Below are 19521 nucleotides of genomic sequence, written 5' to 3'. Positions count from 1 at the left end.
ATTTTAAATCAAAGGTTATAAGAGACTTAAATATGTACAGCCCAGAAAGACTTGTAGATTTAGATGAAATGGTCTTGCGATGCAGAACTACACAAGCAAAAGAGTATATATCTGAGGCCGTCTCATGCTATAGAGGTGGGGCTTATAGAGCTGTGATTGTGAATACGTGGGTAGCTATTGTTTATGACCTAATCGATAAAATAAGAGAGCTATCAATATCGGGAGATGCTGCAGCAAAAAGAATAATCGATGGTTTTGAAAGTTATCAAAAGCAAATTGATGAAGGTAATGAACAAGCTATAAAAAGCTCATTGGAATTTGAACGCAACATTCTCGACATATCTAAGAATGAATTACAATTTTTTGACAAACAGCAGTACCTAGATCTTCAAAGACTAAGAGAAGATCGGCACCGTTGTGCACATCCATCATTTCATCGAGAAGATGGCCCTTATAAGCCATCAGCAGAGCAAGCTCGAATGCATCTTCGAAATGCTATTGTACATGTCCTCTCACAGCCACCCGTACAAGGCAAGTCTGCTATTAATAAAATAATTTCATTAATATCATCACAATATTTCCCACGCGATACAGAGAAAGCAAAAGCACAACTTTCAGAAAGTGAATTAGCTAAGCCAACAGCTTCGCTATTAAAGGGCGTCATTGATAAATTAATGTTTGGCTTTTTATCAAATGACAGTCCTCTTTATGCTAAACTGAACGTTATACCTGCGCTCAACGCTATATTAGAACTCCATCGCGAACCGACTGAAATTAGAATGTCAGAGCAAATAAATAAGATCTTTCGCGATGTATCTGATGAAAACTTAAAGGGTGCCATCATTATGGCAACAAAAATACCGCCATTGTGGAATAGCCTATCCACTGCCTCCAAAGACAAAATAATAACATATGTAAAACACGCACAAGTAAAAGAAACGCTACCTTTATTTAGATTTTTAATACAACATCCTGAATGTGAAGATGATATAAAACTGAAAATAAAAATGCTTGACGAAAAAGGGTTGGCTGATGGAATTAACATCCACGAACTGGCCCCATTACTAATTGATAGAGCAATAGATATTTATGGCGAATGTCGAAACTGGGTACACGCCAACTCAATATATGAAAATATAATCAACCCTATACAGGGCATTTTGACAAAGGAAAATATTGAAAAGATATTATCACTTCCTCAACAAAAGGAAGCAGATTTAATAGGGAGTAATGGTTTCTCTCAGTTTATAAATTTCGTAAAACAATCTAACTTATTCGAACCTGATGAATTGGGGACTATATTGGAACGGTACGAGCTAGAACGATACAAATAAATTAATACATTCTGTGCACGAAGGGCCTTGATCTATAAGGCCCTTAATAAATTGTTTACTTTATACTTAAAGCTGCTAATAATCCAACTGCCGCTGTATCGTAAGGTGAGCGGTGTAAGGCTGATCCGGTTGTGCCGGTCAGTACCCGCTCTGAGCCTATACAGGCCGACGGGACTTCAACTTGAACCGAAGTCCGTCCGGCCACCATCCAATCCATACCGTCACGGACTTCAATATCAAACTGATTGAGGTCACGACCATGGGTAACATCGCCAAACAACGCCACCAAGCTGCCGTTCGTCAATCCTTTCACTGCTTCTATTGTGGATTGCCGATGTGGGAAGCCTCCCCTGACGCACTGATGCAGCAATACCGCCTCACTCCTGCCGAAGCCCGGTTATTGCAGTGCACGGGGGAACATCTGCAGCCACGCGGCGAAGGTGGCTCGAACCAGCCCGCCAATATCGTGGCCGCCTGTCGGCACTGCAACGGCACCCGTCACAAAACGCCCAAGGTGCTATCCCCTGAGCTGTATCAGAAAAAGGTGCGGGCTCGGGTGGGTAAAGGGGGCTGGTTTCCGAAAGGGATCACCAGCAAGGTCAAGGGGAACAAAACCAATGGTGTTTAAGGCTGTTTAACCACATCAATGGCTCACACCTTGCTATCAGGCTGACCATCCGCACCGGCTGGGGACACAAACAGAGTATGGAGCATTACAATGGCTCGGGGCTGAGATACCCCTCCAGCGTCTCCAACACGCTCTGTTTATCCCCTTCTGACAGCCCCAGAGCGCGGCGCTCTGGCAGGTTGATCTCTGGGCGCCCGAACTGGTGGGCCGCGCCATATTCAAGCGGGGTACCGAAGTAGAGAGAGCGGGGATCGGGCTGGGCAGCCAGCAATTCTGGCAACGCGCTGACCGCAGCCACACCGTTCCCCTGCTCCAGTGCAGCGAGCCGTGCCAGCAAGCTGGCCAGATAGTCGCTAGCCTCCACCAACCCCACCATATTGAGCACACTCTCGTTATTTGCCATCTGATTCCCCCTGCTGCTTGTTGTGCCAGTGCTCGTATCCTGCGCCCAGTGAAAATTGGGCAGCCAGGTCAAATATCACGGTTTATCAACTTTTATCATTAAATCATCAATGGTATAAGATTATGAATTAGTTAACATTTCTCTCGTCATCACACACACAAGGGAGAATGTTATGACCAAGCAATCAAACCACAATGCCGATATCAGCAACCCCAACAAAGGCTCGAACGGTACCAACTCTACCTATGACCGTAATCAGGGGAACCGTGGCTCGCAATTGAATCCGCAGAACCCGAAAAGCGGCGGCAAGAAGTAAACAAGAGACACCGGGGGGCTCGTCCCCCCTTATCTGGATCCCTATGACACAGAACGAGCAATCCACCGGCGCCAAACGCCCCTTTAAACAGACTCGGGCCCTTATCCGGCTCGCCCTCAACGATGGTCTTACGCAAAAAGAGATCGCCGCACTTTGCCGAACCCAGCAATCTATTGTCAGCGCGTGGGCAAAAGGGACGAAACTGGCCAATGAGGGGCAACTGACCGAATTGCTGACCCGCTATGGCCATACGCTGCGCCGCCAATCCTTTCGCCTCTATTGGTCTATCGATGATGAAACCAAGACGAAGAAATTTTATCGGGTTGAGGGCAAGGTTATTTTTCAACATCTCTTTGATAACCTCCGATTCGACCCCAATACCGATAAACGTTGCAAGACCTATCCTCGGGAACGGTGGATTGTGCATCACCAAGGGCAGGATACCTTTCGAATAGTTTCTCAAGCGCGCATTCAATTTAACGATGGGCTGTTACTCGATAGCCATCAGGATGATTCGATTTGGTTCTCATCCATTTCTCCCCCACTAACTTGCAAACAACTGGTGGACCACCTTGATAAGGCCGGCACTGAAATAGCGTCCACATGGCCTAGCGATGGCCACACCCTCCCCTTTCTGATCCGCCAAGCCCTGCTGCAACAAGGCTTTCCGGTGGAAGGGATTGAGGAGTACCCGGCACAGTGGTAGCCTCAGCGGACACCCAAACAGGTGTCAGAGCACCTTAACGCTCTGAAAGGCGGCAATACCGCCACAGATTTGAGCACTCTTGCGAGTTAAGCCCTGTGAACAGCCCTTTGCTCTCACGGCGCGATTCAAATCGACAAGGGGTATGCAGGCGGCTCATACAGAGCTAGGCGAACAGGTCACCCAGTAGCCGAAATGGCTGTATACCAACAGGGATAGGGGTGGGCGCGATACCCAAGCCGTCAGTATCTGGCCGCTTGGGTATTTTTATTTTCCCCCTGCAACCTCCCCCTCACCCCAACCCTCTCCCGCAAGGGGAGAGGGGGCTAAAGAAGATCGGTCGCTAAAAACAGCCACCGCCATCACCCCTCCCCTTTATCAGCTGGCGGTTTGCTGACCGACGTAGCGGCAACCAGTTGCGGCTCATCGGGTTCAGCCTGCGGGATCTGCATCTTCTTGTGAGCCCAGTCGAGCGGGATGCGCATGCCGCAGGCGGCCAGCTTGGGCAGGCTGTCGGCATAACGGCAGATATCCTCCGGCTCGGTCACATCAAACTCCAGCCGGGGGCTACGGCGCGGCCCCTGATAGCTCTTGCCGTTCAGTGCATAGAGCGGATAGACCAGATCGCGGGTCAGGGTAGCGGCCAGCTGGCGGAGATCTGCATCCCGTACCTCCTGACGCACCTCGTTATGAACATTACCCAGAGCATTGGTCGAGCTCTTGCCATCGGCCTGTGAGGTCAAGGTGCCCCCCAGAATGGCCTTGCTCATGGAGCGCTCGCACCACTCCATCATCACCACGAAGGGATCAGCCTGACCACTGGCGGCGTTCTGGAACTCAATCTCCATCCCGCGCGGGATAATGCCCCCGGCGTTATGACCGATGGAGAGCACCGCCTGCAGCAGGGTGGCCTTCTCTTTCTCGGTCGCCCCTTCCGGGTATTTGCCGAGCCGCACCGGCAGGCCGTAGATCTCCAGAAACTCGGCAAGATCGCGCACGCTGTAGTTCTTGAACAGAAACGGCCAGATCAGGGTACGGACAAGGCCGGTGCGGGCCAAATACCCCGATTTGGACTTGGCCTTGTGCAGCAGCCAGCCAAACGGGTTGAGGGCAACCCCTTCATGGCTGTTATCACGCAGCCGCAGCTGGTTGCGATCGTCCGGGTGGGTCTGAAACCAGGCGGGATCGCGCCAGATGATGCCCTTGGGAAGCTGCAACCCCTCCACCAGCTCCCAGCCGCAAAACTCCTGGGCACAAAACCCCTTGAGCACCGCATCGGTGGCGTCAAAGATGGCATCATCAAACCAGGTAAAGTCCTCAATCAGCTCGCGGATCATCTCGCTGTCACGCTTCTCCGCCGGGGTGGCGTTGCGGGGCGGCTCGATTGTCCAGCTCACTCCCAGCAGAGCGCGGCGACGTTTGCCGAGTTCACTCTGCAGGTGGGCGTCTTTCTCCTCCATATCTTCGGCCAGCTCGCACTGGGCGATCAGGTTGCCCTGTTCTGCCTCCTTCAATGCGGCTGCCGCCCTGCTCGGGGTGAGCCCCACCGTGGGGTGTTCACTATAGTGACGGCGCAACTGGGCAAGCGCCGCCGAGTTCTCGGTCTGCGGCTCTTTTTCCATCCGCAGGGGATTGCCGTTGATATCGATGATCCTGCCCATTACCAGGCACCTCTCTCGAACGAATGATGGTGATCGCCCCTTGCTTCATCGCGCTTGTTGGGCAGCGGGGTGAACTCGATGGCGCCCCCCTCCATCCAGCTGGCCCGCACCGCCATGGCCAAGGCCACCGCAAAGTCACCGTGGCGCTGTTGGCCCCCTTGGCCTGTGTTCTTGCCCTTGTCGATCTTGGGGATGCCGTTGATGACCTGGATTTTCCCCAAGTCATCCTGCACGTCTGCATGGCGCGGGATGGTCAGGTTGCCATCCTCAAACTCCGCCTTGAGCTTGGGCATCCACTCCCGATACCAAGGGTCATTGAGCATTACGCACTCGATCATCCCGGCCCCCCAGCGCAGGCGGGCGGCTTCTGCCAGATAGCCGCCGTTACCGGTGGCATCGAAGGCCGCCGCCGTGAAACGGTGCAACCCCTGCAGCAGGTAGAACAGGATCTGGCGCTGGCTCTCATAGGGGGCATTGACCAGCTCCACCACAAAGGGCACCCGTTTGCTCAAGTTGGTGGCGATGGAGAGCGGTACGAAAACCGACAAGTCCCCTTTGCAGCGAAGTCCTCTCCCAATACATGGCGGCAACTGCGATCGAGTGCTTCCAGACAGGGCTTGAGGTTCTCCTCGCACCAGATATCCACCACCGCCTTGCGGGTCTCCTCGCTCGAGAGCTCAAAGTCTTTGGGGGCGGTAAAGCGCAGAATGGGGATATCCGGTTGCATCGCCCGCTCGATCAGGGTGCGCTTGATATAGACGCCGCTGCTCTGCTTGGGTACGCAGAAATACTCCTCCAGGGCATCCTCTTCGGTGGCCGTGGCCTTGAGCAGCCCCGCCTTCCAGGCGTCCTCTGCGTCCTGTGTCCAAAGGCCGCCCTTGACCTGGCAGATCCGGTGATAGAGCCCCTGGCGGCAAGCATCGTCCAGGCTGATGGTATGGATGGAATACTCTTTACGGCCCGCGCGGCTGTCGTTTATCAGCTGGTTAAACAGGTTATCGACGCCGTTATGGGTACTGATCAACCGTACCTTGGCGCCCCACATGGTCAGCGCCATGGCGGCCTTCAACACCTCGGCCAGTCGGTCGTGGAATGCGGCCTCGTCGATGGTTACATTGCCCTGCATCCCCCGCAGGTTGGAGGGGTTGCTGGAGAGCGCCTGCACCTTGAAGCCAGAGGCGAAATAAACCACGAAGGTGAGGATCGCCTTATCCTCGTCGTCGGTGAACACCTCCTCCTGGATCTCACCGGCAGCTTTGTTGTACGCCTTGGCCCACATCGCCACTGCATCGATAAACTCGCGGGCCATCTCCTTGTTACTGCCCACATAGAAGTGGTGGCAACCGCCAGCCGTCTTGGTCTTGGAGGCCGTCAGGGCTGCATCAGCAGCCTCCGCCCAGGTGATACCGGTGCGGCGGCTCTTCTCGGCAATCTTGAGCGGGCTCTCGTCGGCAATCCAGATGCGCTGGTATGGCAGCAACACCTCGTCGGGGTTGTATTCGGTACCCAGGGTCTGGGCTAACTGTTGGGCGATAGGGGTCTGAGCAATGGCGGTCATCAGGCAATCCCCAGGATTTCGCGGCGTATCTCGGCGGCGGCTTCACCGCTCAAGCCCGCCTGAGTCACGATGGCTTCAGTCTTGGCGGCGATCTCTTCGGCAAATGCCTGGCGGATCTCTTTCTCCCGCTTGTGACTCTGCATCGCGGTCGATTCGAGCCGCTGGGCCGCCAGCATGGCGTTTTTCAGCATGTCGATATCCACCGCCTCCTCCGGGTTCTGCACCTGAGCCAGCATCGCCTTGAACAACTGGGAACGGCCCAGCTCCAGAATGAGCTTGGTGGTCTCCCCCATCGGCTTGTCGCCAAGCTGGGAGGTCAAGGCGGCCGTGGTTTCGCGCAAATCCCGCAGGTGCTGGCCGACCTGTTCAACCTGGCTGGCATGACGGCTTAACCCGGAGCGGGAGAGCTTTAGATCATCGGGCAACCCCGCCTCCTCGATCAGGCCGTTGATTTCATCCAGGATGGCGGCCTGACTGTTGCCCTTATCCCGCAGCATCTCGTTGAGGGCATCACGGATGGACTCAGGCAGCAGCCATACCTTGCTGGCACGGCCTCGGGTCGGTTTATCGGCCATGGTCAATCCTCCGCCCTGGGCTTCTTGACGCCTGGCACAGTTGCCCGGCCCTCTGCCGCGTCCTGCCCCCGACCGGTCAAGTGAGCCACCTGCACCGTGGCCAGTCGCTCGATACGCACCAGCCCCTGCTCTTCCAGCCAGGCCAGCAGGGTCTTCACCCGATCCCGCGTCACCCGGCCGGTACCCAGCTGGTCGAGGCAGTCATTGAGGATTGACTCGTTGGCGGCACCACCGATATCCAGCAGGGAGCGCAGGATCACCAGCCGCTGCTGGGCGTCCAATATTTGTTGAATGTTCATGGCTTCTCCTTCTGTACGGCGGCAAGCTCATTTTCCAGCAGCAGATCAGCAAGGCGGCGGGCTTGGCGCAGCTCCGGCTTCACCTCCCGCAACACCCCCCGCAGCTCGCTGATCTCCAACTGCAGCTTGTGCAGCTCACGCTCACTCGGCAGATCAGCCAGTACCTGCTCCACCCGCTGCACCCTCTGCACCAGAGCAGTGAGGTCTTCGCGCTTGGCGTAGGTTTTGGAGAGCAAGATGATGACCACCAGACCCACCAAGCTGGCCAATGCATAAAGAGGCCCCCAGTTCTTAACGATGAATTCCCACACGGGTCGCCTCCTTGCGCTCATACAGGGTCTGGCACTCGATACAGCGCTCGGCACCAGGCTCGGCGGCAAGGCGGGAGGGCGGGATGGCTTCGTCACAATCGCAGCAGATACCATCACCGTGTGGCCTTGCCCTGTTCTGGTGGGCTTCGATAATGCGCCCAGTCCGATCGGCATCGGCCAGCTGGGCGCGGTCTATATGGTCTGTCACATGACCTCTCTCGGAGCCCATCCCATTAGGCTATTTCACTTGCCATTTTGGCCCTGGGCAGTGCTCGAAAGCCTCACGTACTGCGTGTACGCTGCGGTTTCTGCGCGCTGTCCGAGACCAAACTGGCTGCGCCAATAACGCCCTCTGGAACAGGCTCAAACAGTGTTTTAACGGACGGTATGAGTCGCCTTGATGCGGCCCCAGATGGCGAGCAGGCCACCTACCGCACTGGCCAGATCCACCAGGGTGGATGCCAAGCTGGCTTGGGTACCCGCATCGACCGGCACACCGAACAGACCCGCAATACCGGCCCCCACGGCAATCACACCACCGATCACGGTGCGGCTTTTAAAGGCAGACTTCGCTTGAGGTAACAGGGAATCAGGCATGATGGGCTTCCTTCTTTTTGGGTTGAAATAACGGAGGTTGGCAATGACGGGCACGGGCCCGCAGGCGATCCAGTTCGGTCACCGAACGCCACCCCTTCTCAAAGAGGGATTGACGGGTCTGATGGTGGCTATAGAGCGGGATCGCCTTCGGGTCAGCGATCTGATTGGCCAGAGCGGCCTTGAGATGGGCTTTGCGCCCATCCTTGAAGCACGCGAGATAACGGGGGTTCTTGAGCTCAGGGATGCCAAAGCAGCCCGCAGCCTGGATCGCGGCCGCCGACTTCTGTTGCTTGATGGTCAGCACGCTCATGCCACCACCTCGCCAACCACGTCGGAAAGGAGGTAGCTCTGCAGACGCAACAGCCGATTGATCCAGCCATCGGCATTGGCCCACTGGCTCGGGTCTTTGCGCACAATGCCGTGCATAAAGCTGGCCCGCTGCATCATCAGCGCCAGCAACAACTGGCCCTCACCCTTGGCGCCCAGTTGCTGCTCGAGCCTGCCAATCGACACCGGGCCAAGGCGGCCATCTGCCATCACCCCCAAAACCTGCTGCAGCTGTTGGATGGCACGTTTCGGCCCGTGATGCACCGCTGCATCAAACACGGCGATAGAGAGGGCAGGGCTTAAGCTGGCGATCAGGTCACAGCGGGCGGGCGCCCAGTAGTTCTGGCGGTAAAAGGGCTCGGTATGGGCCGGTGTCAGATCACCGATAGCAATATCGGGTACCCCATCCCGATCGAGGTCGGCCATGCCGTCCTTCTTGCCATCGGCGGCGTCGGCGACGCCGTACTTGGTATGACCACCCCGGTCTGCCGGGTGGTTGACTTCGCCCCCTTCCACATCGGGACGAAGCAGCCATTTAAGTGCGAGTGATAACATAAAGGCCCCTCGGTGAACTGCGTTATCAGCAGCGTACCGAGGGGCCTCTATGGCATGGGTTTATGGTGGGTTACATTAAGAATCTATTTCACCAAATCACTTAATGATAATATAGATTACATCGTATTCTCTGGAGCGATTCTCGATGATTTGTCCACACTGCAAAATTGCCATTCATAACAATTTCAATGAGATTAAATTAGGTGCCTGTGGCAAAGACACTACGGGACGGCCGTATTATTGGTATGCTTGTTGTCTAGAGTGCCCATCATGCTCCCAACCGATTATCAATTTGAAGTCCGCTTTAAATGTAAATGGTGGGTTGCTTCAAAAACAAAATTTTATTGCATTTCCTCAAACTCGAGGCTCTCGGCCAGCCGCTCCTGTGGAGGTTCCTCTAGCCATTGCGAATGACTACAATGAGTCAGCTCTGGTACTTAGTTTCAGTGCCCAAGCTTCCGCAGCTCTCAGTCGTCGCTGCCTGCAACATCTCCTTGCTGATGCGAAACTATCAACAAATAGTAACCTTGACCGAGCAATAACAGAGGCTAAGACAAAAGGCTTGCCTAGTCATATTTCTGATCATTTAGATGCAGTGCGAGCTATAGGCAATTTTGCTGCTCATACACAGAAAAGTGTAAATACTGGTGAGATTCTTCCTGTCGAGCCCGAAGAAGCAGAATGGAACCTTGATGTGCTCGATATGCTGTTTGATTTTTGTTATGTGCAACCAGCTAAAAATGCCGCGAGACGCGCAGCTCTGGATGCCAAGTTGGCCGAAGCTGGTAAACCACCGCTCAAATAACCGTCGATTTATCATCATGAATGAAAACCCCGCTGCAGCGGGGTTTTCCTTTAATGGAAGTCGTATCGCTACTGATAGCCAAACATGTCAGGCTGATGGCGGCGGCGGGTCAGTTCGCGCTGTTCAGCCACCACCGCATAGGTCTGTGGCACCGAAAGCCCATGCTTGTTGGCAAGTGTATTCGGTCTTTGCATTACTGGTTAACGTTGCTACTGATCCGCGATCCCCAAGAAAGCACCTCGCTGCGATACTTTTTTTGAGAGATGATTTGGGACTAATCCTTTACTTGATACAGATTTAACTCTTCTTGCAGGGAAAAGCCCCTCGTAATGCCTCGATGACGATCGAATCTGCCGATTTGTTCCACTGTTCGGGGTTGGCTTTCAGGTACTTTGAAATTACTGCTTTGACTTGGCCCTTAGTAACGTTCTCGGGAGTGCAGAACAGTACATCGTCGAATGCATCGTGCACCCCGATAACGTATCCGCTGTAGACACCTCCAAGGAAACTCCCCCCATTATCGTCCTCGTCCATGTACGACTTGAGATCGTTACCTGATGTGAACACGGCCGAGGCTGAGAAAGTCATCATCAAAGTTAGCAGAGCAAAGATTCTGTGCACAATTTTCCTCCCAAAAGCTTGATAGCGGTTCATCGCTGAAAACAAGATTGTCGCTCGATGAAATCTAGCTATGTAACAGACGGAAGGCTACTGCATATTTACGAAAAATTTAATGCGCAGGGTCAATACTTGGGATTTTTACATTATCAACAAATTACCGGGTTCTCGGCGTTACATGTAGTCATGCACTGATGATATACACCACCTCACGTCAATCAAGCAGTGGGGGCAATCTACCGACATGCTGTATGTGCGGTAAATTACCCCCTTGTGACTAACAACGGGAGGCCCTTCCGCAGAGGAGTTTTACGCTATTACCCAAACAAATCAGGCTGATTGCGTCGCCGTGTTAACTCCCGCTGCTCTGCTACCACAGCATAGGTCTGGGGCACCGAGAGGCTATGCTTCCTCGCCAGCTGGTCGATATTGCGGCCATTGAACTCATCCCAGATAGCCCTATCCCGCAGTGCAGCCTTGAGATGATCCCCAGTGGGGATGTAGTAGGCACGGCCCCCCATATAGTGGGCCTGTACCAGCGCCAACTTGCGGGCCTGAGCCTTGGCCTGTTCTGGCACCATCCCCCCCCTTGCCAGTTCGCAGGCCAGTACATCGACCAGCTCGCTCAGAGCTTTGGGCCATTTGGCCGTCAGTTCGGAGGCCGGGATCTGGTCGAGGCGATCGATCAGCTGCCCCAGTGAGGCGTGATCATCGGCAAAGAGATCCTGACTTTGTTCCATGACTCCCCCGGCAAAACAGAAAATGCGTTGCGCCGATTAGAACACAGGCCATTTTATGCGCACATTTTTTAGCGCATACTGAGTCCCTCGTTATCAAAGGGAGATTGAGACGAATGAAATGGAGCGAACGATTGGTTGAATGGCTGCTGGATCTAACGGCGAAAAGCCAGCGAGATCCTTATGCTCTATGGCCTGCATTCTTAGGCTTTGTCCTTGCGCTGTTTTTGGTGATTTTCCCTGGAGTGATGAAACTGAAGTTAACTCATCCAGGCAAAGGAACTCTCTGGTCTTATCCTGATTTTGGCGACGTATTCAACATTATCTGGTTAGGCTCTGCTGCTGTCGGTTTTATCTTGTTCTGCAAAGGAGTCATCGCTACCTGTGCTCGCTTGGAAAAAGCAGGGAAAGACCTCTACTAGAAAAGGAGCAAATTACATTCAGAGCATGCATATACCCCCAATATGCCACTGGTGCCATTTCGCACCATCGGATAAAATCCCCCTTCAATCAGTGGGTTAATGGGGTAAGCGATGAAGGTATTTCTGAGTTGGTCGGGGGAACGCAGCAGATTGGTGGCCACCTTGCTGGATGAGTGGCTACGTTGCGTATTGCAGGCGATCCGCCCCTGGATCTCCACCAAGGATATTGACCGGGGTTCACTCTGGTTTAGCGAAATCCAAGACCAGTTGCAGGATGTGACAACCGGCATCATCTGTCTGACCCAAGAGAACAAAGAGAAACCCTGGATACTCTTTGAGGCTGGCGCACTGGCCAAGGGGCTGTCCAACTCTCGTGTCTGCACCCTGTTGATAGACCTAGAACCTCACGATATCCGAGATCCTCTGGCTCAATTCAACCATACCAAGCCAGACCAAGGTGGCATTTATGCCCTTGTACATACGCTCAACAACCGCTTGGGTGATAACCGCCTAGACTCAGCTATTCTGACCAAGGTGCTGGACACCTATTGGGCGCAATTTGAAGAGCGGTTTCAAAAAATTATTGCGGACACCCCCGTAACAGAAAAACCAAAAGCACGACCGGATAAGGATATTCTTTCCGAAATCCTCGAACATACAAGAACACTTAACTCGCGCTTGAATCGGCTGGAAGATAATCAACGGCCCTATACTGATGTCCAAAAAGTAAAAAGCATACATATCCCGTTAGAGATCAGGGATACTCCAATGATGTGTTTAGAAATGTACCACGATGGAAAAACTATTGGAGAAATTGCACAGTCTTTAAAAATACCTATCGCCACCGTTGCTAGCATACTGATGTCGCATGGTGTGCAGGTTATTCCCCCGCCCGCTCCGATTTAATTTGACTGTTTCTTATTCTCCACCTTTTCAGCGCCTCCAGCACTTTGACGGCCAGAGGCGCATCCAACCATCCTACCTCGGCCACCCCTACCCCGCCGTTTAAACGGGCCGTCATCCGTTGAACCCAGTGGTTTAATGCGGTTTCCGAACCATCCCTGACGATGCCAAGGCGGGCCATCTCACACCAGATGGCCCTGATCTTGGCAATTTCATTGACCCTGACGTGGCTACCGGTCGCCGGACTCAGCAGTCTGTTGGCTGCATGGCGAGCAAGCTTGGGCGTAAAGCCCGCCGCCTTGAAGGCAGTCAGCACCTGTTCCAGCTCCTGCTCGCTCAACAGGGCGGCGCTGCGCTTGCCGGTGTGGCTGGCCAACAGGTCGCGGTAAGACTCGTCATCAAGTGCCAACGCACGGCGCCCTACCTGTACCAACCGGATCAATCTGCTGCGTTTATCCATCAGCTATCCCCTCCCCGTTCTGCCTTGCTGTCATGATGCTGCTCGGCCACCCTCAGCTGTTGGTAGTGCTCATTGAGGCACCCCCGACACCAGCTGGAGAGCCGTGTGGCATCACTCGCCAAACCGAAAAACTCGGTATCCCATGGCCAGAACTCGCCACAACGGGGGCAACGCTGCTCCAGCCCCAGTTCGGTGATGCAGGCCCGACCGCTTTGCAGGCGGCGAGCCAGAATATGGGGAGCTAGCAGGGGGCTATAGATGGCCATGGCGATCCCCGGTTTCGTGTACCCCGCCACAATCTCTGGCCGATTTGGCCTGCTGCAGTTCGGCCACCAGTTGCCAGCGCATCTGGCAGGCTTCTCCGGCCAGTGCGTGAAAACCACGGGCGCGCGCCTCTTTATCAAACTGTTTGAGCTGTTTGCACACAGCCCGTTTTTCAGCGGCCGCCAGTGCAATGGCTGCGCTGCTGAATATCTTGGTAAGCCGAATATCCATCTCTGTTTTGGTCATCGCCGTGCTCCTTGTATCAAGACGGTGAAGACCTGGGCCCAGATCATTTGGTTGCTCATCAGTACCCGGTCACCACACCGGATAGACAGGGCGGCAGTGCCGCCCTGTTTCGCATCGGGCTATTACTCGAACTGCAGTGGCATCACCCCTTGATACTCCTCGGCATTGAGGGGCGCAGGCCCTAGCCCCAGCGCCCAGAGCAAGGCGGCCTTGATGCCATCCTCATAGGTGTCGTCGGGGTAGCAGGTGCCCTCGGTTTCGGTGATCTGCTCACAGAGCAGCAGCTGCTCTTCGGCTTTTTCTACGTTGATTTCCATCACGCCTCCTCCCTATACCTTGGCCAGATCCAGGCTCATCTGGATGTAACGCCCGTGAGCGTCACGCTCGTAGAGCCGCAGATATTGGCTGGTGCCGGTCACCTGGATGGCATCGACAGCAGCTTGCATGGCCAGCAGCCAATCCGGGTCATCGATATTGAGCTGACGAAGGGAGAGCACCTGGTTCACATCGATATGACCGCTCTTGGATACCCGAAAGGCATGGTCTACCAGAGCGCGGATCTCGCTGCTGGCGCCATCGCTCCAGCGTTCGATGCACTGGTCTATCAGCGCTTTGGCGGCCTGGATCCGTTCATCAAATTTGCGGTGCTCCCCCACTGCCCGAATCAGCTTGTAACGACCATCAAAACTGAGCAGGGTCACGTTGCCCTTGGTACCGCCCCACGCCACGCCATACTGCTCGGCGGAGAGATCCACAAAATCGGCGATCTGCTGCATGGCGCCAATCTTGAAGGCGGCCAGCTGTGCGCGTTGCTCGCGAGCTGCCGCGATAATGGCCAGCACCACTTCGTCGCGCAGCTTGTCTGCCGGGGCGATCAGGTTTTCCGGTACCCAGTGCCCCTGAGCGTTCTGGCGCATCGGGGTGGTACTGGCGGTTTGTGCTTCTTGCATGGGCTTCTCCTTAATGGATCTTGTTGCTGCCGGGCACCGGAGGGCACATCACGGCGCTGTACTGCTCTGCTGTCGCGCTCGCCAGCTCCTCCTGATGGGTCGCGCTGCAGAATTCGAGAAACTTGGGTAACTGGCGCAGCACCACCCGCGCCAGCGCCTCGTCTTCTATATCAAGCTGGATCTTGCTCATCTCATCCCCCTGGCTGGTTTCAGGATTCTTGGCGCCAGTGGAGCAGGCAGCCGCCAAAGCGCACCAGGGCAACTTCGCGCACCACGCCCGCCAGACATTCACGGCTCAACACGGCGCGCGCCTGCATCTCTTTGGGCAGTGGCCCGGTGACCGCCAGCAGCGGGGTATGACAAACCCGACTGGTGCGAACGTCATATCCCTTGGCCGTCAACCAGTGGCTGAGCTGCTCGGCGGTCTTTTGCAAATTGCTGTGCAGATGCTTTTTCATCCCGTTCTCCTTGTGATCTCGTCACCGGGCCCACCGCGAAAGAGCCCCGCCAACCCTTATTTGCCTGCTTGCTTGTCGAGCAGCCGGTTGTATTTGATGGCCATGATTTTCAGCTCTTCCGCCAGCAGCTCACTTAGAATGCGCAGGCTGCTGCTGGCATTGTCGCCATCGCTTTTAGCCTGACGGCGCAATCTGGAGAGGGTGGCCTCGGCGTCATAACGAGCCGTTTTCTGTGACCCTTTGCCCTGATCTACTGATAACCGCATCGGGCGGCGAAGCTGCTGCGCCTCGGTCAGCTGGCTATGAGGGCAACCGCTGCGGCATGCCTTCCAGAGCTTGATATCCATCGGACTGCTGCCCACTTCGCTGGGGCCTCGGCGTTGGTGAGCGAGACACTGATGCGCCGGGATATCCCCCAGGATGGGGCACCTCACCTTGTTGCCCATCAGGGCCCCTTCCACCAGGGTCTGTACCCTTGCCATATCGCCGGGATACTTTTCGTTGCAGACCTGGCTGATGGTGGTGCGAGATAGCCCGAGCTTCTCGGCCACCTGGGCCAGCGAACTGGCAGCCACTTCGGCCTGCAACACCTCAAGCCACGTTTCCATGAGGTGCCTCCTTCACATCAAACTGATAAAAGTGCTGCTCGTTCTGATCCCAACATCCCCCCTGTTTTGCTCGCACCATGGGGGCAAAACGTCCGGTATCACGGATCAACTGGTAACGGTTCTGATCCCCTTTCACCTTGAAGCGCTCTATCTTGTCCACCAGCCGGACATATCCAGCCCTGATCAAAAAGGTGGTGTAAGTGCTGGCGCCACTGTCATCGACCCCAGAGGTAATCGCGAGGTCACTCAGAGTGAAAAAACGGCTGATCTTCATGGTGTTCCACATCTTTTGCTGCACCGTTTTTCGATGAATACGACGCTTTTTCCGATGCTTTGTCTGGCGATTCCCTGAGCCAAACTGCGGCACGTTAGATGGGTCAATTACCTGATAGCGACTCCCGCGAAACGATATCCGCCGACCAAACGGCTTTTGATACACGCAGCGCAAATGGCTACTTGCCAACCAACGGCGCACAATCAGATAGACATTTCCCAACTTGAGCTGGCTCCCCTCTACCAGTTCAAGCAAGTCGAAAGAGTCCTGCTGACACATCCAGTGCCATGCTTCTTCTGCGTTGCTATTTCTGATTTTTCCAACCACTGGAATCCCTCCCGTGCTTTGTTTTTATTAGCTGTAGCCTGACGGCTAGCGGCTGCGACGCACGTCATGGAGCAGCTCGCTGGCGTCAACGTCCTCCAGCCGGATAATCCGGGCATCAGAGGCCATCGCCATTTTTTCAATCTTGTCGAGGGCCGAGACGATGGTGCGTACCACGCCGTTGGAGCGCTTGCGGATCAGATCCAGCAGTGCATCGTCGATCTCCACATCCACCTCCAGCATTTCGCTGGCAATCAGGGACACGTCATCGAGATCGGCCGGTTTGAATTCGATCCACTGGGAGATGCGGTTAAACAGCTGCTTGCGCTGGCTGATGCGGCGAGCAATCTCTTCCATCCCGACCAGGATCAGGGGTTGTTCGGTGGCATCGTAGATATCGCGCAGGGTCTCCATGATGCGGGCATTGCCGACCACGTAATCGGCCTCGTCCACGAAGATGGCCAGCTCTTCGGCGCGCACGGATTCGATGATGCTATCGACCTGAGCACGCAGGTTGTGGCGCTGGGGAATGCCGATCTCTTTGGCAATCTGTTCCAGCAGGCTGGTCACCGTGTCGGCCTTGTAGCAGCGGACATAGATGCCGTTCACTTCGTCCTGGTTGAACAGCCATTCCACGGCGGTGGTCTTGCCAAAGCCGGAGGGGCCATGGATCAGACCAATGCCCGGCACGATGCTGGAGCGGTTGAGCAAGTTGTCGAGCAGTTGCTCGGTCTTGATCATGTTTTTGACTTCAACGATCTTGTGTTTCATAGTGGGTTTGTCCTTTGTTTTTGGGCCTTTTCGGGCTACTCGCTAACCTTTTGCCTGGGTGCAGCGGGTAGCCCGAACTTCATCCAGATGGCGGTTAATGCGTTTTGCCATCAGCTTGTGGCTGTAGAGGTATCGGGTCAGCCACTCCTTCTCCCGCTCTGTCAGCGGGGTATCCAGCTCCCGCTCTGCCAGATAGATGGCTTGCTCGTACTCGGTCTTGAGTGCTCTCGATTCCTGCCCTGCGGTGGCTTGCGCCCGCAGCGCTTTCGCTTCTCGTCTGGCTTCTATGGCGGCCAGTTCTGCCGCATTGAAACGGGCGGGTTCAGCGGGCGTTGAGACCCCGGTTAGCGCTGCCAATGCCGGGTTATCGAGAGTGAGATCGCGACGGCTGAACGCTTCAATACCCTTGGCCTGGTCGACGAAGTGGCGCACCACATCCTGATGGAGCTGGTCGATGCCAAAGGTTTTGGCAAGGTTGCGCATCTCGCGGCGAAAACTGGCCAGCGCCTTGGCATCGGCTTTTTTGGCCGCCCGGAAGGCATCTGGGCTGATACCATTGCCCAGCAGGTCGATGTTGATGGCCTCGATCCGCTCGTTCCAGTCGCCGGTGCGGTACAAGATGGCGCGGCCCACATCGCACGGATCGAGAAAGACGCTGACCCGCTGGCTCTTCCAGTTGTGCTCCAACAGTTCGGGGGCGCTGTATTTGAGGCCACCGGCCTTGATAAAACCTTTGGAGACGGTCGCCTCGCCGATATGGTTGAGCAGCAGATCCAGCGCAGCTTCATCGGGAATGGCACGGCGCTGATAACGGGCCAGCTGATACTTTTCATTGGGGCTGACCCCGAGGGCACTGTGCTTGCGGTTGTGGTAACGGGCATCGAGCCAGTTATCGAGCAGGGTTTGCAGTTCGGCGGCCGTCATGGCCAGCTCGTAAATCTCTTTTTGTGCATCCGGTTTGCGCTTCTCCTCCAGCCGCTGGGCAAAGCTCTTGCGCGCCTCGATCACCTGACGGTCTGCCACGCAGTGGCCGATATAGGAGGGCAACAGCTCGATCAGGCCGTGGCTCAAGGTGCGGAAAAACCGCTCGATATGGGGTTTCTCCCACCCTGAGTAGGCGTTGGAGCGGCTGACGTTCATGCCAAGCAGGGTGCAGATGGACATGACCCGCTGGCTCACATAGTCAGAGCCGTTATCGGTGCGCATCACGCCGTTATCGTTGAGGGTGCCCCAGGCCAGCAGGGTCTTGCGCAGCAGCAAGCAGATCCCTTCGCTCGATGAGCTCTTGGCCACCAGCAGACGAACGCGACGGGTATACACGTCGATCACCGCGATGATGCTGTGACGGCCATCCACCAGCATCGCATCGACCGGGGTGCTATCGAACTCCCAGACGTCGTTGGGCTGGGCCATCCAGGGGTACATCTCCTCGATCGCGCTGCGGTATTTGTTGTTGTAGGCATCCGGGTTGGTGGTGTAGGTAAAGGCCACCTTGTTCTCTGCCAACCATTTCACCATCCAGCGACGCAAGGAGGATTGGCTGGGGATCTGCCATCCCAGCTGATTCATGTCGCTGTATTGGCTGGCCAGTTCGTGCAGCGCCCCCCACTTGTTGGCCAGATGGGGCTTTGTGGTGACCAGTGCGGTGAGAAACTGGGCCAGATCCGGGCTCTGCTCGACGGTTGATGGCCGTTCCCGCTGATAGTTGCCAGCCAGGGCTGCGGGGCCTTCATCCGCAAGCGCACTTTGCCAGCGGCGCAAGGTGATCAGACTGAATGGCTTTTGCCTTTCATAAACGCTGACAGGCAGGGCGAGAGTGCGGGCACGGTATGCCTCGATAAAGGCGCGGCGACCTACCTCCCCTTGCTGGCAGGCGTGATAGGGGGCCAGGAAGATATCGGCGGCCTGCAGGATGAGCAGTCTGGCATCGACCTTCTGGCGAGCCCCCTCCCCCAATGTCAGCAATTTGCGGCCTGCCTCCGGTTTGACCGGCACCTCGCGTGCCAGCAACTTGGCCATGGCCTTGCCACCCGCCGCATGGTCGGTCACTGCATGGCCTTGTGCGGCCACAGCTTGTTCTGCCAGATAACGGCGGGTTTCAATCGGCAGTGAGCCAATGTGGTATTCAGCCCCTTTGCCTTTCTCGCGCTTGCGGCTTTGCCACTCTTCACGCTCGGCCTTTTTGCGCACACCATCGGGGTAAGCGGGCATGCCAACCAATCCGGCCAGTGCCTGGGCGGTGTACCAGGTGCTCATTGGTCACCTCCAAGCAGATCGATCCCCAGCGACTCGGACAGCAGGGCCATGATGGCGCGGCTTTCCCGACGCTTGGGGCTAATCCCTCTGGCCGGAGCATAGTGTTTGATGCAACGCTGTACGGCTCGGGGGTGCAACCCTTTAGCGCGTGCCCAAGC

31 protein-coding genes, 1 other RNA gene and 1 pseudogene are annotated in these 19521 nt (G+C 55.5%); 7 read left to right on the top strand and 26 right to left on the bottom strand.

The window, feature by feature from the left end; translation table 11 throughout:
* Positions 1-32: 32 nt before the first annotated feature.
* A complete protein-coding gene (locus tag ACTG2O_RS14070; RefSeq protein WP_439976105.1) occupies positions 33-1334 on the top strand; it encodes a hypothetical protein in 1302 nt (433 codons plus the stop codon).
* A 55-nt stretch (positions 1335-1389) separates the two neighbouring features.
* Here the strand turns inward: ACTG2O_RS14070 and ACTG2O_RS14065 are convergent, their stop codons facing one another.
* On the bottom strand, positions 1390-1647 hold the full coding sequence (locus tag ACTG2O_RS14065; RefSeq protein WP_439976103.1) for a hypothetical protein: 258 nt from the start codon (positions 1645-1647) through the stop codon (positions 1390-1392).
* Positions 1648-1668: 21 nt separating this feature from the next.
* On the opposite strand from ACTG2O_RS14065, the gene ACTG2O_RS14060 reads away from it, so the two are divergent.
* On the top strand, positions 1669-1962 hold the full coding sequence (locus ACTG2O_RS14060; RefSeq protein WP_439976101.1) for an HNH endonuclease: 294 nt from the start codon (positions 1669-1671) through the stop codon (positions 1960-1962).
* A gap of 85 nt (positions 1963-2047) precedes the next feature.
* Here ACTG2O_RS14060 and ACTG2O_RS14055 read toward each other — a convergent pair whose 3' ends face one another.
* Entirely contained in the window at positions 2048-2365 is a 318-nt protein-coding gene (locus ACTG2O_RS14055) for a phage virion morphogenesis protein (RefSeq protein WP_439976099.1), read from the bottom strand.
* Positions 2366-2537: 172 nt separating this feature from the next.
* On the opposite strand from ACTG2O_RS14055, the gene ACTG2O_RS14050 reads away from it, so the two are divergent.
* Both ACTG2O_RS14050 and ACTG2O_RS14045 read left to right on the top strand, forming a co-directional pair.
* Positions 2538-2681, top strand: coding sequence for a hypothetical protein (locus ACTG2O_RS14050; RefSeq protein ID WP_181281628.1), 144 nt, complete (start codon positions 2538-2540; stop codon positions 2679-2681).
* Between the two features lie 43 nt (positions 2682-2724).
* On the top strand, positions 2725-3387 hold the full coding sequence (locus ACTG2O_RS14045; RefSeq protein WP_257691478.1) for a helix-turn-helix domain-containing protein: 663 nt from the start codon (positions 2725-2727) through the stop codon (positions 3385-3387).
* Between the two features lie 359 nt (positions 3388-3746).
* Here ACTG2O_RS14045 and ACTG2O_RS14040 read toward each other — a convergent pair whose 3' ends face one another.
* From ACTG2O_RS14040 to ACTG2O_RS14000, 9 genes and pseudogenes are all read right to left on the bottom strand, one after another.
* Positions 3747-5045, bottom strand: a complete 1299-nt coding sequence (locus ACTG2O_RS14040; protein ID WP_439976097.1) for a DUF935 domain-containing protein — start codon at positions 5043-5045, stop codon at positions 3747-3749.
* A pseudogene (locus ACTG2O_RS14035) lies at positions 5045-6603 on the bottom strand (terminase large subunit domain-containing protein). The gene ACTG2O_RS14040 and the pseudogene ACTG2O_RS14035 overlap by 1 nt, the downstream one beginning before the upstream one ends.
* Entirely contained in the window at positions 6603-7178 is a 576-nt protein-coding gene (locus tag ACTG2O_RS14030; protein WP_408808616.1) for a DUF3486 family protein, read from the bottom strand. Before ACTG2O_RS14030 ends, ACTG2O_RS14035 begins: the two are co-directional and overlap by 1 nt.
* A gap of 2 nt (positions 7179-7180) precedes the next feature.
* Entirely contained in the window at positions 7181-7477 is a 297-nt protein-coding gene (locus ACTG2O_RS14025; protein WP_270817898.1) for a VpaChn25_0724 family phage protein, read from the bottom strand.
* Positions 7474-7788: a DUF2730 family protein gene (locus tag ACTG2O_RS14020; RefSeq protein ID WP_439976094.1), complete on the bottom strand. Its 315-nt coding sequence runs from the start codon at positions 7786-7788 to the stop codon at positions 7474-7476. The genes ACTG2O_RS14025 and ACTG2O_RS14020 overlap by 4 nt, the downstream gene beginning before the upstream one ends.
* Complete coding sequence (locus tag ACTG2O_RS14015) at positions 7769-7996, bottom strand: TraR/DksA C4-type zinc finger protein (protein WP_069555362.1); 228 nt, start codon at positions 7994-7996, stop codon at positions 7769-7771. The genes ACTG2O_RS14020 and ACTG2O_RS14015 overlap by 20 nt, the downstream gene beginning before the upstream one ends.
* A gap of 167 nt (positions 7997-8163) precedes the next feature.
* Positions 8164-8385, bottom strand: coding sequence for a hypothetical protein (locus tag ACTG2O_RS14010; protein ID WP_005353373.1), 222 nt, complete (start codon positions 8383-8385; stop codon positions 8164-8166).
* A complete protein-coding gene (locus tag ACTG2O_RS14005; protein WP_040069946.1) occupies positions 8378-8695 on the bottom strand; it encodes a hypothetical protein in 318 nt (105 codons plus the stop codon). Before ACTG2O_RS14005 ends, ACTG2O_RS14010 begins: the two co-directional genes overlap by 8 nt.
* Positions 8692-9267 (bottom strand): glycoside hydrolase family 108 protein, encoded by a 576-nt coding sequence (locus tag ACTG2O_RS14000; protein WP_267511938.1) that lies wholly within the window; start codon positions 9265-9267, stop codon positions 8692-8694. Before ACTG2O_RS14000 ends, ACTG2O_RS14005 begins: the two co-directional genes overlap by 4 nt.
* 145 nt (positions 9268-9412) lie before the next feature.
* On the opposite strand from ACTG2O_RS14000, the gene ACTG2O_RS13995 reads away from it, so the two are divergent.
* Entirely contained in the window at positions 9413-10072 is a 660-nt protein-coding gene (locus ACTG2O_RS13995) for a DUF4145 domain-containing protein (RefSeq protein ID WP_378013462.1), read from the top strand.
* A gap of 68 nt (positions 10073-10140) precedes the next feature.
* On the opposite strand, the gene ACTG2O_RS13990 is transcribed toward ACTG2O_RS13995, so the two are convergent.
* The 3 genes from ACTG2O_RS13990 to ACTG2O_RS13980 all read right to left on the bottom strand — a co-directional run bounded on the left by ACTG2O_RS13990 (position 10141) and on the right by ACTG2O_RS13980 (position 11430).
* The gene (locus tag ACTG2O_RS13990; RefSeq protein ID WP_429011699.1) at positions 10141-10266 is read right to left on the bottom strand and encodes a hypothetical protein; all 126 of its coding nucleotides are present in this window, start codon (positions 10264-10266) and stop codon (positions 10141-10143) included.
* A gap of 103 nt (positions 10267-10369) precedes the next feature.
* Entirely contained in the window at positions 10370-10726 is a 357-nt protein-coding gene (locus ACTG2O_RS13985) for a Rap1a/Tai family immunity protein (protein WP_378013463.1), read from the bottom strand.
* 281 nt (positions 10727-11007) lie between these two features.
* Entirely contained in the window at positions 11008-11430 is a 423-nt protein-coding gene (locus ACTG2O_RS13980; RefSeq protein WP_378013464.1) for a Mor transcription activator family protein, read from the bottom strand.
* 113 nt (positions 11431-11543) lie between these two features.
* Between ACTG2O_RS13980 and ACTG2O_RS13975 the strand changes: the two genes are divergently transcribed.
* The gene (locus tag ACTG2O_RS13975) at positions 11544-11849 is read left to right on the top strand and encodes a hypothetical protein (RefSeq protein ID WP_378013465.1); all 306 of its coding nucleotides are present in this window, start codon (positions 11544-11546) and stop codon (positions 11847-11849) included.
* A 111-nt stretch (positions 11850-11960) separates the two neighbouring features.
* Positions 11961-12755 carry a toll/interleukin-1 receptor domain-containing protein gene (locus tag ACTG2O_RS13970; protein ID WP_378013466.1) on the top strand — a complete coding sequence of 265 codons (795 nt, stop codon included), beginning with the start codon at positions 11961-11963 and terminating at the stop codon, positions 12753-12755.
* Here the strand turns inward: ACTG2O_RS13970 and ACTG2O_RS13965 are convergent.
* The 12 genes from ACTG2O_RS13965 to ACTG2O_RS13910 all read right to left on the bottom strand — a co-directional run bounded on the left by ACTG2O_RS13965 (position 12730) and on the right by ACTG2O_RS13910 (position 19363).
* The gene (locus ACTG2O_RS13965) at positions 12730-13212 is read right to left on the bottom strand and encodes a gp16 family protein (RefSeq protein ID WP_439976089.1); all 483 of its coding nucleotides are present in this window, start codon (positions 13210-13212) and stop codon (positions 12730-12732) included. The genes ACTG2O_RS13970 and ACTG2O_RS13965 overlap by 26 nt on opposite strands.
* Complete coding sequence (locus ACTG2O_RS13960) at positions 13212-13478, bottom strand: hypothetical protein (RefSeq protein WP_324648681.1); 267 nt, start codon at positions 13476-13478, stop codon at positions 13212-13214. Before ACTG2O_RS13960 ends, ACTG2O_RS13965 begins: the two co-directional genes overlap by 1 nt.
* On the bottom strand, positions 13465-13722 hold the full coding sequence (locus tag ACTG2O_RS13955; protein WP_106843594.1) for a hypothetical protein: 258 nt from the start codon (positions 13720-13722) through the stop codon (positions 13465-13467). The genes ACTG2O_RS13960 and ACTG2O_RS13955 overlap by 14 nt, the downstream gene beginning before the upstream one ends.
* Positions 13723-13767: 45 nt before the next feature.
* Positions 13768-13837, bottom strand: an RNA gene (locus tag ACTG2O_RS13950) — hammerhead ribozyme type II.
* A gap of 7 nt (positions 13838-13844) precedes the next feature.
* Positions 13845-14039, bottom strand: a complete 195-nt coding sequence (locus tag ACTG2O_RS13945; RefSeq protein ID WP_378012815.1) for a hypothetical protein — start codon at positions 14037-14039, stop codon at positions 13845-13847.
* 12 nt (positions 14040-14051) lie between these two features.
* Positions 14052-14672 carry a DUF3164 family protein gene (locus ACTG2O_RS13940; RefSeq protein ID WP_005345949.1) on the bottom strand — a complete coding sequence of 207 codons (621 nt, stop codon included), beginning with the start codon at positions 14670-14672 and terminating at the stop codon, positions 14052-14054.
* Between the two features lie 10 nt (positions 14673-14682).
* The gene (locus tag ACTG2O_RS13935) at positions 14683-14862 is read right to left on the bottom strand and encodes a hypothetical protein (protein WP_042084134.1); all 180 of its coding nucleotides are present in this window, start codon (positions 14860-14862) and stop codon (positions 14683-14685) included.
* Between the two features lie 19 nt (positions 14863-14881).
* Complete coding sequence (locus ACTG2O_RS13930; RefSeq protein WP_005353401.1) at positions 14882-15130, bottom strand: hypothetical protein; 249 nt, start codon at positions 15128-15130, stop codon at positions 14882-14884.
* Between the two features lie 56 nt (positions 15131-15186).
* Positions 15187-15738 carry a transcriptional regulator gene (locus ACTG2O_RS13925; protein ID WP_439976086.1) on the bottom strand — a complete coding sequence of 184 codons (552 nt, stop codon included), beginning with the start codon at positions 15736-15738 and terminating at the stop codon, positions 15187-15189.
* The gene (locus ACTG2O_RS13920) at positions 15722-16339 is read right to left on the bottom strand and encodes a hypothetical protein (protein WP_139493912.1); all 618 of its coding nucleotides are present in this window, start codon (positions 16337-16339) and stop codon (positions 15722-15724) included. The genes ACTG2O_RS13925 and ACTG2O_RS13920 overlap by 17 nt, the downstream gene beginning before the upstream one ends.
* A gap of 45 nt (positions 16340-16384) precedes the next feature.
* Entirely contained in the window at positions 16385-17107 is a 723-nt protein-coding gene (locus tag ACTG2O_RS13915; RefSeq protein WP_029300291.1) for an AAA family ATPase, read from the bottom strand.
* A gap of 42 nt (positions 17108-17149) precedes the next feature.
* The gene (locus ACTG2O_RS13910) at positions 17150-19363 is read right to left on the bottom strand and encodes a DNA-binding protein (RefSeq protein ID WP_439976084.1); all 2214 of its coding nucleotides are present in this window, start codon (positions 19361-19363) and stop codon (positions 17150-17152) included.
* Positions 19364-19521: the final 158 nt, after the last annotated feature.

It is taken from the genome of Aeromonas sp. 61P, from assembly GCF_051919545.1.
GTDB classification, from domain to species: Bacteria; Pseudomonadota; Gammaproteobacteria; order Enterobacterales; family Aeromonadaceae; genus Aeromonas; species Aeromonas veronii.
This window is presented reverse-complemented; position numbering and strand designations above follow the sequence as displayed.